The following is a 14,495-nucleotide window of genomic DNA, read 5'->3' as shown; positions in this document are numbered from 1 at the left end:
CTATTTATTATTTATGGAAAGATTACCTAAAGTTGCAATACCTGCAATTATTGCAGCAATTGTTTTAATTATTATACTCGCCAAATCAGCAGTGACTGTGTCGTCCGGACAAGCAGGCGTTTTATATAAAACCTTCGGAGGAGGTGTCGTTACTGACGAACCGGCTCTTGGTGAAGGTTTTCACATTATAGCACCTTGGAATAACGTTTTCATCTACGAAGTAAGACAGCAAGAAATTCTAGATAAAATGAGTGTACTATCCTCAAATGGATTGGACATTAAATTAGAAGCATCGATCTGGTTCCAACCAGCATACGAAAGTCTTGGAAAATTGCACCAAGAAAAAGGTGAAATGTATAAAGAACGTATCTTGTTACCGGCCATTCGTTCGGCAGCAAGAAGTGTTGTAGGACGTTATACTCCTGAACAATTATACTCAAGTAAGCGTGATGCCATTCAGCAGGAAATTTTTGAAGAGACCCAGAAATTCGTAAAAGATCAATACATTCAATTGAATGAGGTTTTAGTGCGTGATGTTACATTGCCATCAACTATTAAAGATGCTATTGAGCGAAAATTGAGACAAGAGCAAGAATCTTTGGAGTACGAATTTAGATTGGTTACAGCATCTAAAGAGGCTGAAAAGGTTATTATTGAAGCTCAAGGTAAAGCAGATGCCAACCGAATTCTTAGTGCATCCCTAACTGATAAAATTCTTCAGGATAAAGGTATTGAAGCCACTGTAAAACTTTCTGAATCCACTAACAGTAAAGTTGTGGTCATAGGTTCAGGAAATTCTGGATTACCAATTATTTTAGGAAATCAGTAATTATCCTAATCGGCTGAGAATTCTTTTTAAGTATTTTTTATAAAAGTATTAGGATTGTAAGCTATTTTTTCAAATATTTGTAAAACATAAAGAAGAACATGACATTTATTCAATCACATCATCACCATCATCATATTTGCACTCAAGCGAACTGAAGATGTATTGAATAAAATCAGCATATTTAAAACCGTTTGAGTAAATCAAGCGGTTTTTTCATTTCTGTGAAAGCAGGAATCTCTCTCCAAAAATGATTTACTCAAATAAAAAAGTTTAATTAAAAACAGCCATTAGGTGTTTAAAACTATGAGTAAATTAAGAATAGCAGTTCAGAAATCGGGACGTTTACATGACGATTCCATGAAAATCCTTAACGACGTTGGTATTTCAATAGACAACGGCAAAGATCAGCTCAAAGCGTCTGCCAAGAACTTTCCTTTAGAGGTGTTTTATCTTCGGAATGGCGATATTCCACAATATCTTCGAGATGGCGTTGTGGATGCGGCTATTATCGGGGAAAATATTCTTGTGGAAAAAGGTACAGATATCTCCGTGATTGAGAAATTAGGATTTTCAACCTGTAAAGTTTCTATCGCCGTACCAAAATCCTTTAAATACAAGGGAATCAAAGATTTGGAAGGCAAGCGCATTGCTACTTCTTATCCCAACACCGTCCAGCAGTTTCTTGAGAAAAACAATATTAACGCGCAATTGCACATCATCAGCGGTTCCGTTGAAATCGCACCGAATATTGGGCTTGCCGATGCCATTGTGGATATTGTGTCAAGTGGGAGTACCTTGTTTAAAAATAATTTAAAGGAAGTAGAAGTATTGTTAAGGTCTGAAGCGGTACTGGTCGCATCGCCATTGATCTCGGAGGAAAATGAAGCGATTTTAAAACGATTGCAATTTCGAATTAAATCCGTTCTAAAAGGCCGACAGTCTAAATATGTGCTTTTAAATGCACCAAATGATAAGCTCGAAAAAATTATAAGCGTCCTTCCAGGAATGCGAAGCCCTACCGTTCTGCCATTGGCTCAAGAGGGTTGGAGTTCCATACACTCCGTAATCAATAAAAATGAATTTTGGGAAGTCATTGATGAGTTAAAAGCCAATGGCGCTGAAGGAATTTTAGTTTGTCCGATTGAAAATATGGTCATTTAATTCATTTAATTTCTGCGAATGTGGAACCCTCAAAATAATAACAACAATGCAAATCATAAAAAATCCAAATAAAGCGTCTTGGTCAGAGCTCATTAAAAGACCAACCAAATCCGTTGATAGTATTGAAGCCACCGTTGTCCAAATTTTTGAAGATGTCAAAAGAAACGGCAATCTGGCCCTTCAGAAATATACAGCACTTTTTGACGGTATAGATTCTGACGTTTTAGAAGTTTCTGATGCTGAGATAGAAAGGGCTTCCAAAAATGTTTCAGAGGAATTGAAAAGCGCCATTCAGATGGCAAAGCAGAATATCGAGACCTTTCATAAAGCTCAAAAAACTGAAAGAATCGAGGTGGAAACTATGCCAGGAGTTCAGTGTTGGCAAGAAAAACGCCCTATTGAGAAAATAGGATTGTATATTCCAGGAGGAACGGCGCCTTTGTTTTCAACAGTACTGATGCTTGCTGCGCCGGCTAAAATTGCGGGATGCAAAGAACTGATTCTCTGTTCACCACCAAACAAAGAAGGAAAAATTGCCAATGAAATCCTTTACGCCGCACAAATATGTGGGGTGACCAAGATATACAAAGTAGGCGGAATCCAAGCCATTGCTGCAATGACCTTCGGAACTAAAACCATCCCTCAAGTTTATAAAATTTTTGGACCGGGGAATCAATTTGTCACCGTCGCCAAACAATTGGCCACCAAATACGGCGTAGCCATTGATATGCCTGCCGGCCCAAGCGAGCTGTTGGTTTATGCTGATATCAGTGCAAATGCCGCGTATGTAGCCTCTGATTTGTTGAGTCAAGCAGAGCATGGTACCGATAGCCAAGTGATATTGGTTTCAAATTCGGAATCCTTTATCGCAACAGTGGAAATTGAAATTGCACGTCAGATTGCGGTTTTGCCAAGAAAAGCCATCGCTGAGAAAGCCATTGAAAACTCGAAGTTGATTTTTATAGCAGATGCTCAAGAAGCTTTAGACTTTATAAATGCATATGGGCCAGAGCACTTTATTGTTTGTGCCAATAATGAATCGCTATTTATAAATGGGATTACCAATGCAGGATCTGTTTTCATTGGCGATTATACCCCCGAAAGCGCAGGCGATTATGCCTCCGGCACCAATCATACCTTGCCAACGAATGGGTTTAGTAAAGCCTATTCAGGGGTAAATTTAGATAGCTTCTTGAAAAGTATGACCTTTCAAAAAATCTCAAAACAAGGCTTACAAAATATTGGTAAAACCATCGAACTGATGGCCGCCGCCGAAGGTTTACAAGCCCATAAAAACGCAGTATCCATCCGATTAAAAGATATCAACCAATGACTATTCAAAATCTTATAAGACCCTCAATAAAAGCTTTAAAACCATACTCTTCAGCAAGGGATGAATTTAAAGGCGGAACAGAAAACCTGATTTTTCTCGATGCCAATGAAAACCCTTTTGAAAATGGTGTCAATCGCTATCCAGATCCTAAACAAGGCAAATTGAAAGCCTTGATTTCTCAGATCAAAGATGTGCCCACAGAACATATTCTTTTGGGAAATGGCAGTGACGAAGTGTTGGACTTGCTCATTAGAATGTTCTGTGAGCCTAATAAGGACAACATTCTAATTCTTCCACCAACTTATGGGATGTATGAAGTATTGGCGAATGTCAATGCAGTTGAGACTATTAAAATCAACCTTTCCGAGGAAACTTTTCAACCAAAAACGGCAGCTGTTTTAGCTGCTGCAAATGCCAACAGCAAATTGCTTTTTCTATGTTCTCCAAATAATCCTTCTGGGAATAGTTTTGAAGCGTCAAGCATAGAGTTTTTACTGAAGAATTTTAAGGGTATCGTCATTATAGATGAAGCCTATATCGACTTTTCTAAGGAAGAAAGTTGGCTTTCTAGATTGAGCGAATTTCCGAATCTGGTAGTCACACAAACCTTATCAAAAGCTTTTGGAATGGCAGGGATTCGTCTGGGAATGTGTTTTGCATCCGAAGAAATAATTGCGACTTTAAACAAAATTAAACCACCTTATAATATTAACGAATTAACACAGGCAAAGGCAATTGAAGGCCTCAGCGAAATGGCGCTTATAAATTTGCAAATAGCCTGTCTTCTAGATGAAAGAGAGGATTTAATTAAAGCCTTGGAGGAAGTGTATTTTATAAAAAAAGTGTATCCTTCTGATGCTAATTTTGTTATGGTCAAAGTAGATGATGCCAATAAACGCTATCAGCAATTGATTGAAAATGGCATTGTAATTCGAAACAGAACTACACAGCCCTTATGCGAAAACTGTTTGCGCTTAACGGTTGGTACTAAGGAAGAAAACCAAAGACTCGTAGAAAATTTTAAAAGACTATAAAGATTAAATGTTATGAAAAAAGTATTATTTATTGATCGTGATGGCACCATTATCCTTGAACCTAAAGATTATCAAATAGACAGTTTTGATAAACTTTTGTTCTATCCTAAAGTGTTTCAATTTTTAGGTAAAATTGCGAGGGAATTGGATTATGAAATCGTGATGGTGACCAATCAAGATGGACTGGGAACAGATTCTTTCCCAGAAGACACGTTTTGGCCGGTTCATGATTTTATGGTGGAAACTTTTAAATCTGAAGGTATTGAGTTTAAGGAGCAGTTCATTGACCGTACGTTTGATGAAGATAATGCAGACACACGTAAACCACGAACCGGGCTTTTAACCAAATATTTTTCTGATGCTTACGATTTAGAGCATTCGTTTGTTATTGGCGATCGTTTGACGGATGTTGAATTGGCTAAAAATTTAGGTTCAAAAGCCATATTTATAAACAATCCCACCACTGACTTTATTGATGCCGAACAGCAAGTGCTAAAAGATTACATTGCTTTGGAAACTAAAGATTGGGAAGACATTTACAATTTTTTAAAGACTGAAGATCGAACCGCCATTCTTGAGCGTAACACCAATGAAACTAAAATTGCCATTCACTTAAACCTTGATGGTACTGGAATAAGCGCTATTGACACAGGAATTGCCTTCTTTGATCATATGTTAGATCAAATTGCCCGTCATGGTCAATTGGATTTGAATATCAAGGTCATCGGCGATTTGGAGGTGGATGAACACCACACCATAGAAGATACTGGAATTGCTTTAGGTGAAGTATTTGCAAAGGCTTTGGGCAATAAATTGGGCGTTGAGCGCTACGGATTCTGTTTGCCTATGGACGATTGCTTGGCACAAGTAGCCATAGATTTTGGAGGGCGAAATTGGTTGGTATGGGATGCAGAATTTAAACGAGAAATGATTGGAAAAATGCCAACGGAAATGTTCTTTCACTTTTTTAAATCGTTCACGGATGGTGCCAAATGCAATTTGAACATTAAAGCAGAAGGGGACAATGAACACCATAAAATTGAAGCCATTTTTAAAGCTTTTGCCAAATCCATAAAAATGGCCATCAAACGGGATATGGATAAAATGATTTTGCCGTCAACGAAAGGACTTTTATAGAAATACCAAAATCAAAATTCAAATTCCAAGTTTGACTTTGTAATTTGGTGTTTGAACCTTTAAATTATTCATAATGAGCATTATAATTATAGATTATGGGGCGGGCAATACTAAAAGCGTTCAGTTTGCATGCAATCGTTTGGGGTATCACCCTGTTTTGAGTAATAACATAGAAATTATTCAAGCTGCGGATAAAGTCATTTTTCCTGGTGTTGGTCATGCAAGTAATGCTATGAAAATGCTTCAAGAATCAGGCCTGGATCTATTAATTCCAACGCTTAAACAACCGGTGTTGGGTATTTGTTTGGGAATGCAATTATTGTGTAATGTCACTGAGGAAGGAGCGACAAATGGCTTAGGTGTATTTGATGTTCAGGTGAAACGTTTTTCCGATGGTGTAAAAGTCCCACAAATGGGTTGGAATACGATTTCTAATCTAAAAACAAATTTATTTATAGGTATAAAAAACAATGCCTATATGTATCTTGTGCACAGTTATTATGCAGAATTGTGTGACGATACCATAGCACAAACTACATATGGTGTGACCTACAGTTCTGCATTAAAAAAAGACAATTTTTACGGCGTTCAATTTCATCCTGAAAAAAGTAGCTTGGAAGGTGAAGGTGTTTTGAGAAATTTCCTGAATTTGTGAAATTGGAAAACGTCAATCGTAAATAGTAAATCAAAAAAATACCATGAGGATTATTCCAGCAATAGATATTATAGACGGCAAATGTGTCCGTTTGACCAAAGGAGATTATAATACAAAAAAAATTTACAACGAAAATCCATTGGAAGTTGCCAAACAATTTGAGGCTTCAGGGATTGAATACTTGCATTTGGTCGATTTGGACGGTGCCAAGGCAAAACACATCGTCAATTATAGAGTATTGGAGCAAATAGCTTCAAAAACAAGTTTAAAGATCGATTTTGGCGGCGGACTCAAATCTGAGGAAGATCTCCATATTGCCTTCAATTCTGGAGCGAAACAAATTACTGGGGGAAGTATTGCGGTCAACGATCGCGAAACGTTTGATTCTTGGCTACAGAAGTATGGTTCTACTAAAATTATTTTGGGAGCCGATTGCAATGATGGTAAGATTGCCATAAGTGGCTGGCAGGAGCAAAGCAGTTTGGAAGTGATTCCCTTCATCAAAAATTACCAAAGACAAAACGTGCAATATGTTATCTGTACTGATATTGCCAAAGATGGCATGTTGGAAGGACCGTCATTTGACTTATATCGTGAGATCATTGAAGAGTGTTCAAATAGTAGTACCGATCAATCTATAAAACTGATTGCTTCTGGTGGAATTTCACATATTGATGAGCTTCCAAAATTGAGGGATTTAGGATGTGAAGGCGTGATTATCGGAAAAGCCATTTATGAAAACAGAATCAGTTTGCAGGAATTGGAACAATTTTATTAGTGAAACCCTGTTTTGAAGAAATTGCAAAGCAATTTCTTCAAAACAGATGGTTGAACTAATCCCGCTTTTTAGCGGGATCTTAAACATCAACAAATGAAGGTATTGCAAAGCAATTTGTTCATAACAGATGGTTGAACTAATCCCGCTTTTTAGCGGGATCCTAAACAACAACAAATGAGGGAATTGTAAAGCAATTTTTTTAAAAACAGATGGTTAACAAATCCAGTCATTTAGCTAGTATCAAGTCTTGTTCTTGATTCTATAAGCGTAGCGAAGATTGCTGAGCTTGTCGAAGAATTTTGATTCTTTATCAGACAACTATGATTCAATACATAAATTAAACCCCTGCTTTCGCAGAAAACAATATGCTCACAAAACGAATAATTCCATGCTTGGACATCAAAAACGGACGCACCGTAAAGGGTGTGAATTTTATCAACCTCATTGATGCTGGAGATCCCGTAGTATTAGCAAAACAATATGCAGAAAAAGGTGCAGACGAATTAGTGTTTCTCGATATTTATGCAACCTTGGAAGGACGGAAAACCACTTTGGAAATGGTTCTAAAAGTAGCGGAACAAGTCAATATTCCGTTTACTGTAGGCGGTGGTATTTCATCTGTTGAAGACGTCGATTTACTTTTGAAATCGGGGGCTGATAAAGTTTCCATCAATTCATCCGCCATAAAACGCCCAGAACTGATTAATGAACTTTCTGAAAAATTCGGCAGTCAGTGCGTGGTTGTCGCCATTGACGCCAAGCAGATTGATGGTCAATGGAAAGTCCATTTGGCTGGAGGCAGCATCCCTACAGAATTTGATCTTTTTGAATGGGCAAAAGAAGTTGAAACCCGTGGTGCCGGTGAGATATTATTCACCTCAATGGATCATGATGGCACAAAGGATGGCTTCGCCAATGAAGCTTTGTCAAAATTATCAACAGCACTGAATATTCCGATTATTGCTTCTGGTGGTGCTGGAACCATTCAACATTTTGTGGATACCTTTAAAATTGGAAAATCGGATGCCGCTCTTGCAGCCAGCGTATTTCATTTTGGTGAAATTGAAATTAAAGATTTGAAAGAAGCATTGAAGAAAAATAATATAGAAGTAAGAATTTAAAATTAGCCACAAATCGCCCTGCCGACGGAAATGTGGGCGATGTGATTCTCACTTATTTACCCAAAAGTATATGATTTTGGAAAAAACGATACAACCATGAAGTTAAAATATAATTCTGAAGGCTTAATTCCTGCCATCATTCAAGATGCCATTACTAAAAACGTCTTGATGTTAGGCTATATGGATGAAGAGGCCTTTAACAAAACCCAGAAAACCAAAAAAATAACGTTTTATAGCAGAAGCAAACAGCGCTTATGGACTAAGGGCGAAGAAAGTGGCAATTTTCTGAATTTGGTAGATATTAAAGTAGATTGCGATAATGATACGCTATTGATTCAGGCGCACCCAGTAGGTCCAACATGCCATAAAGGATCGGATACGTGTTGGGATGAGGAAAATTCGTCCAATTTCGGATTCATTTCCAAATTGGAACAGACTATTTTGGAGCGTCGCACCCATTCCAAACCCGAGGATTCCTATGTAGCCTCACTTTTCGCAAAAGGAATCAACAAATTGGCTCAAAAAGTAGGCGAGGAGGCGGTGGAGGTTGTTATTGAAGCTAAAGATGATAATGATGAGCTGTTTTTAAACGAGAGCGCCGATTTATTGTTCCATTACCTGATGTTGCTTCAGGCTAAAGGTTTTAAATTGAAGGATATTGAAACGGTTCTTAAGAATCGGGAGAAAAAATAACTCTCGAATTTTAATGAAATCCTATCTTTTCGTGAGAGTTGATTAATATCTGAAGGTTTAATTGCAAAATAACTCAGAGGTTATTCCAACTAATTCTTAAATTGAAGCAATTGTCAATAACTTTGAGACATGGATCAAAACTATTTTTACCTTATAACCATTCAATACTTGGGGTTTCGTTATCACGGTTGGCAAAAGCAACCCAATTTAAAAACTGTGCATCTCGTAATTGATAAAACTTTGAATTATGTCTTCGAAGGCCATAAGAAATTTAAAAGCTTGGCTGTAGGACGAACCGATGCCATGGTATCTGCCAATGAAACAGCGTTTGAATTGTTTATGGAAGAACCTATTTTAGATTTTGATGCATTTCTAGAACGATTTAATTATTATCTACCACAAGATGTCAGGGCTTTAGCGATGAGAGAGGTTGATCGGGATTTTAACGTGATCCATAATGCTAAGCTTAAAGAGTATATCTACTTGTTTGCGCACGGACAGAAATCCCATCCGTTCTGTGCTTCCATTATGACCACGTTTAGAGATGTCCTGAATATTGAACTGATGAAACAAGGCGCCAAGCTTTATGAGGGCACCCATAATTTCAAAGCGTTCTGTTCAAGAGTTTCAGAAAACGGACTGTATACCAGAACAGTGATGTCCTGTGAGATAGTTGAAAACACCATGTTTACAGCCAGTTTTTTTCCGAAAGAGTCCTATCTATTTAAAGTTAAGGGCGAAGGCTTTGGTTATAATCAAATTAGAGGAATGATGGGCACCCTCGTAAAACTTGGGAAAAACGACTTTACGCTAGAGGACATTTCCAAAAGTCTACTGCCAGAAAGCCTAGAAGTAATGGAATATATTGCCCCTGCTTCCGGATTGATTCTGAATGCCGTGAAATTTGATTAACGTAGTTCATCACACGGTCTGAAATGTGTGCTGTAGCACCAAAGTTTTTGATGTCAAAAACTCACGATATAAACTCCCAAAGCCTTTAGAAAATTAAAATTGATTGGGTATTACTTTATTTCAACCATTCTTTCGCAATCGCGCGTTTTGAAAACCAAATGAGAAACACCACGATAACAATACTTGTTAATGGTATAAAAATATCCCTCGGATTGATTTCCGTCAACACATAAAATTGTTGGATACCTACGGCAAGAAAAGAAATGATAAATAGGGTATAGGCCACTTTTTTACGGAGAAGCCATGAGATAGCTCCGAACAATCCGGTAAAAACGGCAATGGAAAATATGGAAATATACCAGATTGGAAGATCGTCGTAAAGATTATGTTCTGTTTTTGAAAATTCTGAGATCTGATCTGTGGTCATAAATGCCTGCATAACATAATTATACACGCCAAAGGCATTCCATAGCAAGGCAATGATGCCCACAATCCAAAAGTAAACTGGAGGTTTATTTGTAGAAATAATATTCATAAATTGTTGGTTTTTGATGTTTAAAGACCCAACAATTTATGAATAATTTAGTTATAAACAGTAAAGTAAAGAGAGTTTGACAGAAAGATTTAACTTTCCTCTACCACATGAAGTACAGGTGTTTTGTTTACCCATTTTCCATTTTTTGATTCCCCCAAGATGTACACTTCTTTCGACTGTTCATATTCTTTGATTGTTCGAAGCATATGTTCTTTGGTATCTCTATGGATTTTAATCCCTGTTGTTTTACCTTTGTTTCTAATTTCTATATAGAAGCCGTCTCTAAATTTGATCGGTCTTGTAGGTGGTCTTCCCATTTATTTAAAATATTTTGAAGGATTTAACTCGCATATTAAACAAAATAATGTCAAAAAGCAAACCCTTAATTGAACTTTTCAAAAATAGATTACATTTATCTCAAATCCCCATGAATTTGATAGTAATTTTAAATTCTTTAATTGAGCCCTACTATACCAAAAAGTTTTTTACATTTAAAGCATTGATGATCACTAGAACTCCAGAATGAAACCCAAAAAGAAAAGAAAATCCTATAAAACAGTCAATCGCTCTCCAGGTACGGTCTATTATAAAGGTAAAAAAAAATCTACAGTAACTGCTGTTGATATTGTTAATTTTAGCAAAGAGACGTACCATAAAATAGAAACTCAAAACGTAGAGGAGGCGTTTCACTTTAAAGGAAACAATCAAGTTACGTGGATAAATGTAAATGGGCTGAACAATACTTCAGAAATTGAAAAACTGGGTATCCATTATGGTTTACATCCATTGACTTTAGAGGATATTGTAAATACCACACACAGACCAAAACTAGATGAATTTGACAATTATTTATTTGTCATTTTAAAAATGCTCTACTTTAAGAATGAAACCGAATTGGTCTATGAACAGGTCAGTATGGTGATAGGAGAAGACTATGTTTTGACATTTCAAGAAGCTGATGGCGATGTTTTTGATGATTTAAGAGAGCGCATTTCTTCTGGAAAAGGGCGCGTGCGCAGTTTGGGATCGGATTATTTAATGTACGCCATTATCGATGCCGTAGTGGATCATTATTTAACTGTTATTGAGGTTTTTGGAGACAAGATTGAGGACATTGAAGACCGTGTTTTTGAAGCCGATTCTGATAGTAATGAAACAGCTTCCACCATTCAGGGTTTAAAACGTGAAATCCTAAAAATCAGAAGATCAGTACTGCCATTACGAGAGGTCATCAACCATCTTGATAAACTTGAGACTTCAATAATTGAAGAAAAAACCCATAACTATTTAAGAGATCTCTATGATCATATTGTGCAGGTCAATGAAAGTATTGAGGTCTATCGGGAAATGGTATGGAGTTTATTGGATATGTATATGACCATCATCAGCAATAAGATGAATGAAGTCATGAAAGTACTGACCATCATGGCTACCATATTTATTCCATTGACGTTTATAGCAGGAGTTTACGGGATGAATTTTGATAATATGCCCGAGCTGCATTATAAATACAGCTATTTTATACTTATTGGGATCATGATTTTAATCTTTCTGATGATGTTAGTTTATTTTAGAAAAAAGAAATGGCTTTAGCACCCTTTAATTAACAAATCATAGATGGCGATAATTATATGAAAGACGAACTAAACAAATCTTTTGACCTCCTTATTAACAAATTATTGGGTTGGATGAACTCCATAGTGGAAAACCTGCCCAATTTGATTTTGGCACTTATGGTGCTAATGTTGGCTTATTTCTTGGCGAAACACATCAGCAGGCTCACTTTAAAACTTCTAGGTAATCGCGTTAAGCAGAAGTCAGTAAGCAATATCATAGCGAGATTGACCACTGTTATCATCGTTATGATGGGTTTGTTTTTAGCCTTGGGGATTTTGAATCTCTCGCAAACGCTCACCTCATTGATTACGGGCGCTGGAGTTCTTGGGTTGGTCATAGGTTTGGCGTTACAGGGCACATTGTCAAATATCATTTCAGGGATCGTCATTTCATTTAGAGAAAAAATTCAAATAGGAAATTGGGTAGAAACTAACGGGTTTACTGGCGAAATTATAGATATCAATCTGAAAAACCTGACCTTGAAGGAATCAGACAATAATGTGGTTATGATTCCCAATAAACTCATTTTGGACAATCCCATGAAAAATTATTCACTGACCTCTTATTTAAGAGTGGATTTGTCTTGCGGTGTGGGCTATGAGTCAGATTTAGAATTTGTTGAAAAACTGACCAAGGAAACTTTAGAAAAAACATTTGAAAAAATTGATGACAGTAAACCTGTTGAATTTTTTTTCACGGAGTTTGGTGACAGTTCCATCAATTTTAGATGCCGTTTCTGGATTGAGGGCACAAAAAGTATTCACAACCTAAACGCCACAAATAGGGCAATCATCGCCATTAAAAAAGCATTTGACGCAGAAGGCATCAATATTCCATTTCCAATCAGAACTTTACAGTTTGGCAATAAACTGGGCTTGGATAAAAACGCTACTGATAAAGAAGTGTAAATCCTTGACTTTTAGATTGGGTCTAGAACCTGAAGTTAACACGACTTTTTCGTACTTTTGAGAAATCAAAAACAACATTAAAAATGGCTGTACCTACTGCATTCTCCAATGATTTATTGGACTTCCTTAAATTATTAAAAGAAAATAACGATAGAGATTGGTTCAATGAACATAAAAAAGAATTCAAAAAATTAGAAGTTGATGCCAAACGCAACTTCAATAGGTTGCTGGATATTTTAAAAACACATGATGATGTAGATAGGCTCAAAAACTTTCGGATTTATAGAGATGTCCGATTCTCAAAAAATAAAGCACCTTATAAAACCCATTTTAGCGGCTCCTTTTACAGAAGGAAACCCGCGTTGAGAGGGAGCTATTACCTCCATATTCAACCTAATAACGAATCGTTTATTGCGGTTGGTTTTTGGGATCCTACCAAAGAAGATTTAATGCGAATAAGAAAGGAATTTGAAGTGGATGATGAAGATATTCGAGCCATCATAAATGACGGAAAATTCAAGAAAATTTGGGGTAATCTTTTAGGTGAAGAACTAAAAACTGCGCCCAGGGGATTTGACAAAGAACACAAAGCCATAGACCTGATTCGTAAAAAACAGTTTCTTTTCACGAAAAACTACACGGATGCACAAGTTGTTTCCCCAAGTTTTATAGAGGATGTCAATGCCTCATTTAAAGCCGTGAGACCTTATCTGGATTATATGAGCAGCGTACTGACCACCAATATTAACGGAGAACCACTTATATAACTTCAGTAATTGTAAAGGTGTTTCCATTAAACTCCACTTGATCTCCTTTGACCTTATTTTTTAGAAGCATGCCTATTGGCGAACCTAAAGAAATGGCAAAGACACTCATGGTTTCTGTCTCAATTTTTCCAGCACTTATAGAAATAAAAAAATTATTGCTGGTTGTTTTGACCAAACTGCCCAACATTACGGTATCGGAAACCATTTTTGGGCTGATGGACTTTAAACTCTCCATCATTTTTTGGGCATCTATAAGATGCTGTGAGTTTTTCTCAAGATCATTAAAGAGTTTGCCGTTTCCGGAATCATCTTCATCACCACTTTTATCATTGCTTTCTATAGCATCCTTAATGGTTTCTATCTCATTCTTATAATTGGCAATACGCTTGTTGGCATATTCAAGACAAGCTTGCAAAACATCACTTTTTATTTTCATATAACTTTTGCCATTTGAGGCTCAAATAGTTGGATATGACCAATAAAACGCTCTTTCACAAGATTCATCATGCGCTTGTTTAATGCTGATGAATTTTGGATATAAATAGCATACTCTTCAACTGTGAATTGACCAATGATCATTCCTTTAATTGAATTTCTGAACTTCATATCCTTGTGGATGGCGTTTTCAATATAGTCTAATTGTTTCGGCAAAGATAGCTCATAAAATACATTTTTATGCTTGGCTATATAGTTTTTAAAAACTTCAATTAAAAGCTCATTTTGAAGCATGAGCAAAGGTCTCAAAGTTACGTTTTGAAAGCGCTCTTCACTGCTCATTGAATCATAGATTAAGGCAGTGGGAATGATGGGTCTCATCTGGATTAAAGCATCGGTTCTATTTGTCATGTCTTTAAGTTTTCTTAAACTTAACCATTAAGATTTGCATAACTAATGAACCTGTGAGATGTTGTTAACGGGTTTATTAACAAAACGCCATTTCCAACTGTTTTTTAAGGATATTGGCACTTTTTACAAACGAAATCAATCATGATTGAAGTATCTTTGAAGGTACAAA

General features: G+C 36.6%; 17 protein-coding genes. 13 read left to right on the top strand and 4 right to left on the bottom strand.

Features of this window, described 5'->3' with window-relative positions:
* Positions 1-13: 13 nt before the first annotated feature.
* The 10 genes from ESZ48_RS05275 (at position 14) to ESZ48_RS05230 (ending at position 9,653) form a co-directional block, all read left to right on the top strand.
* A complete protein-coding gene (locus tag ESZ48_RS05275; RefSeq protein ID WP_129016284.1) occupies positions 14-829 on the top strand; it encodes a prohibitin family protein in 816 nt (271 codons plus the stop codon).
* A gap of 303 nt (positions 830-1,132) precedes the next feature.
* Positions 1,133-1,990, top strand: a complete 858-nt coding sequence (gene hisG, locus ESZ48_RS05270) for an ATP phosphoribosyltransferase (RefSeq protein ID WP_129016283.1) — start codon at positions 1,133-1,135, stop codon at positions 1,988-1,990.
* A gap of 46 nt (positions 1,991-2,036) precedes the next feature.
* A complete protein-coding gene (hisD, locus tag ESZ48_RS05265; RefSeq protein WP_129016282.1) occupies positions 2,037-3,323 on the top strand; it encodes a histidinol dehydrogenase in 1,287 nt (428 codons plus the stop codon).
* Positions 3,320-4,357 carry a histidinol-phosphate transaminase gene (hisC, locus tag ESZ48_RS05260; protein WP_129016281.1) on the top strand — a complete coding sequence of 346 codons (1,038 nt, stop codon included), beginning with the start codon at positions 3,320-3,322 and terminating at the stop codon, positions 4,355-4,357. Before hisD ends, hisC begins: the two co-directional genes overlap by 4 nt.
* A 12-nt stretch (positions 4,358-4,369) precedes the next feature.
* Positions 4,370-5,494: a bifunctional histidinol-phosphatase/imidazoleglycerol-phosphate dehydratase HisB gene (gene hisB, locus ESZ48_RS05255; protein WP_129016280.1), complete on the top strand. Its 1,125-nt coding sequence runs from the start codon at positions 4,370-4,372 to the stop codon at positions 5,492-5,494.
* Between the two features lie 73 nt (positions 5,495-5,567).
* Complete coding sequence (gene hisH, locus ESZ48_RS05250; RefSeq protein ID WP_129016279.1) at positions 5,568-6,149, top strand: imidazole glycerol phosphate synthase subunit HisH; 582 nt, start codon at positions 5,568-5,570, stop codon at positions 6,147-6,149.
* 43 nt (positions 6,150-6,192) lie between these two features.
* A complete protein-coding gene (gene hisA, locus ESZ48_RS05245) occupies positions 6,193-6,927 on the top strand; it encodes a 1-(5-phosphoribosyl)-5-[(5-phosphoribosylamino)methylideneamino]imidazole-4-carboxamide isomerase (RefSeq protein WP_129016278.1) in 735 nt (244 codons plus the stop codon).
* Positions 6,928-7,292: 365 nt separating this feature from the next.
* Complete coding sequence (gene hisF, locus ESZ48_RS05240) at positions 7,293-8,048, top strand: imidazole glycerol phosphate synthase subunit HisF (protein ID WP_129016277.1); 756 nt, start codon at positions 7,293-7,295, stop codon at positions 8,046-8,048.
* Positions 8,049-8,144: 96 nt separating this feature from the next.
* Entirely contained in the window at positions 8,145-8,741 is a 597-nt protein-coding gene (hisIE, locus tag ESZ48_RS05235) for a bifunctional phosphoribosyl-AMP cyclohydrolase/phosphoribosyl-ATP diphosphatase HisIE (RefSeq protein ID WP_129016276.1), read from the top strand.
* 129 nt (positions 8,742-8,870) lie between these two features.
* A complete protein-coding gene (locus ESZ48_RS05230; protein ID WP_129016275.1) occupies positions 8,871-9,653 on the top strand; it encodes a tRNA pseudouridine synthase A in 783 nt (260 codons plus the stop codon).
* Positions 9,654-9,768: 115 nt separating this feature from the next.
* Here ESZ48_RS05230 and ESZ48_RS05225 read toward each other — a convergent pair whose 3' ends face one another.
* Together ESZ48_RS05225 and ESZ48_RS05220 are read right to left on the bottom strand one after the other, a co-directional pair.
* Positions 9,769-10,188, bottom strand: a complete 420-nt coding sequence (locus tag ESZ48_RS05225; protein WP_129016274.1) for a hypothetical protein — start codon at positions 10,186-10,188, stop codon at positions 9,769-9,771.
* Between the two features lie 89 nt (positions 10,189-10,277).
* Positions 10,278-10,505 (bottom strand): hypothetical protein, encoded by a 228-nt coding sequence (locus tag ESZ48_RS05220; protein ID WP_129016273.1) that lies wholly within the window; start codon positions 10,503-10,505, stop codon positions 10,278-10,280.
* Between the two features lie 205 nt (positions 10,506-10,710).
* Between ESZ48_RS05220 and corA the strand changes: the two genes are divergently transcribed.
* From corA to ESZ48_RS05205, 3 genes are all read left to right on the top strand, one after another.
* A complete protein-coding gene (corA, locus tag ESZ48_RS05215; protein WP_129016272.1) occupies positions 10,711-11,781 on the top strand; it encodes a magnesium/cobalt transporter CorA in 1,071 nt (356 codons plus the stop codon).
* Between the two features lie 38 nt (positions 11,782-11,819).
* Positions 11,820-12,713, top strand: a complete 894-nt coding sequence (locus ESZ48_RS05210; RefSeq protein WP_129016271.1) for a mechanosensitive ion channel family protein — start codon at positions 11,820-11,822, stop codon at positions 12,711-12,713.
* Positions 12,714-12,796: 83 nt separating this feature from the next.
* Positions 12,797-13,480, top strand: a complete 684-nt coding sequence (locus ESZ48_RS05205) for a DUF2461 domain-containing protein (protein WP_129016270.1) — start codon at positions 12,797-12,799, stop codon at positions 13,478-13,480.
* Here ESZ48_RS05205 and ESZ48_RS05200 read toward each other — a convergent pair.
* Positions 13,473-13,916, bottom strand: coding sequence for a transcription elongation factor (locus tag ESZ48_RS05200; RefSeq protein WP_129016269.1), 444 nt, complete (start codon positions 13,914-13,916; stop codon positions 13,473-13,475). The two genes, ESZ48_RS05205 and ESZ48_RS05200, sit on opposite strands and share 8 nt — an antisense overlap.
* The gene (locus ESZ48_RS05195) at positions 13,913-14,326 is read right to left on the bottom strand and encodes a glyoxalase (RefSeq protein ID WP_129016268.1); all 414 of its coding nucleotides are present in this window, start codon (positions 14,324-14,326) and stop codon (positions 13,913-13,915) included. Before ESZ48_RS05195 ends, ESZ48_RS05200 begins: the two co-directional genes overlap by 4 nt.
* Between the last annotated feature and the right edge of the window lie 169 nt (positions 14,327-14,495).

Source organism: Gelidibacter gilvus (assembly GCF_004115975.1).
Classification (GTDB): domain Bacteria; phylum Bacteroidota; class Bacteroidia; order Flavobacteriales; family Flavobacteriaceae; genus Gelidibacter; species Gelidibacter gilvus.
This window is presented reverse-complemented; position numbering and strand designations above follow the sequence as displayed.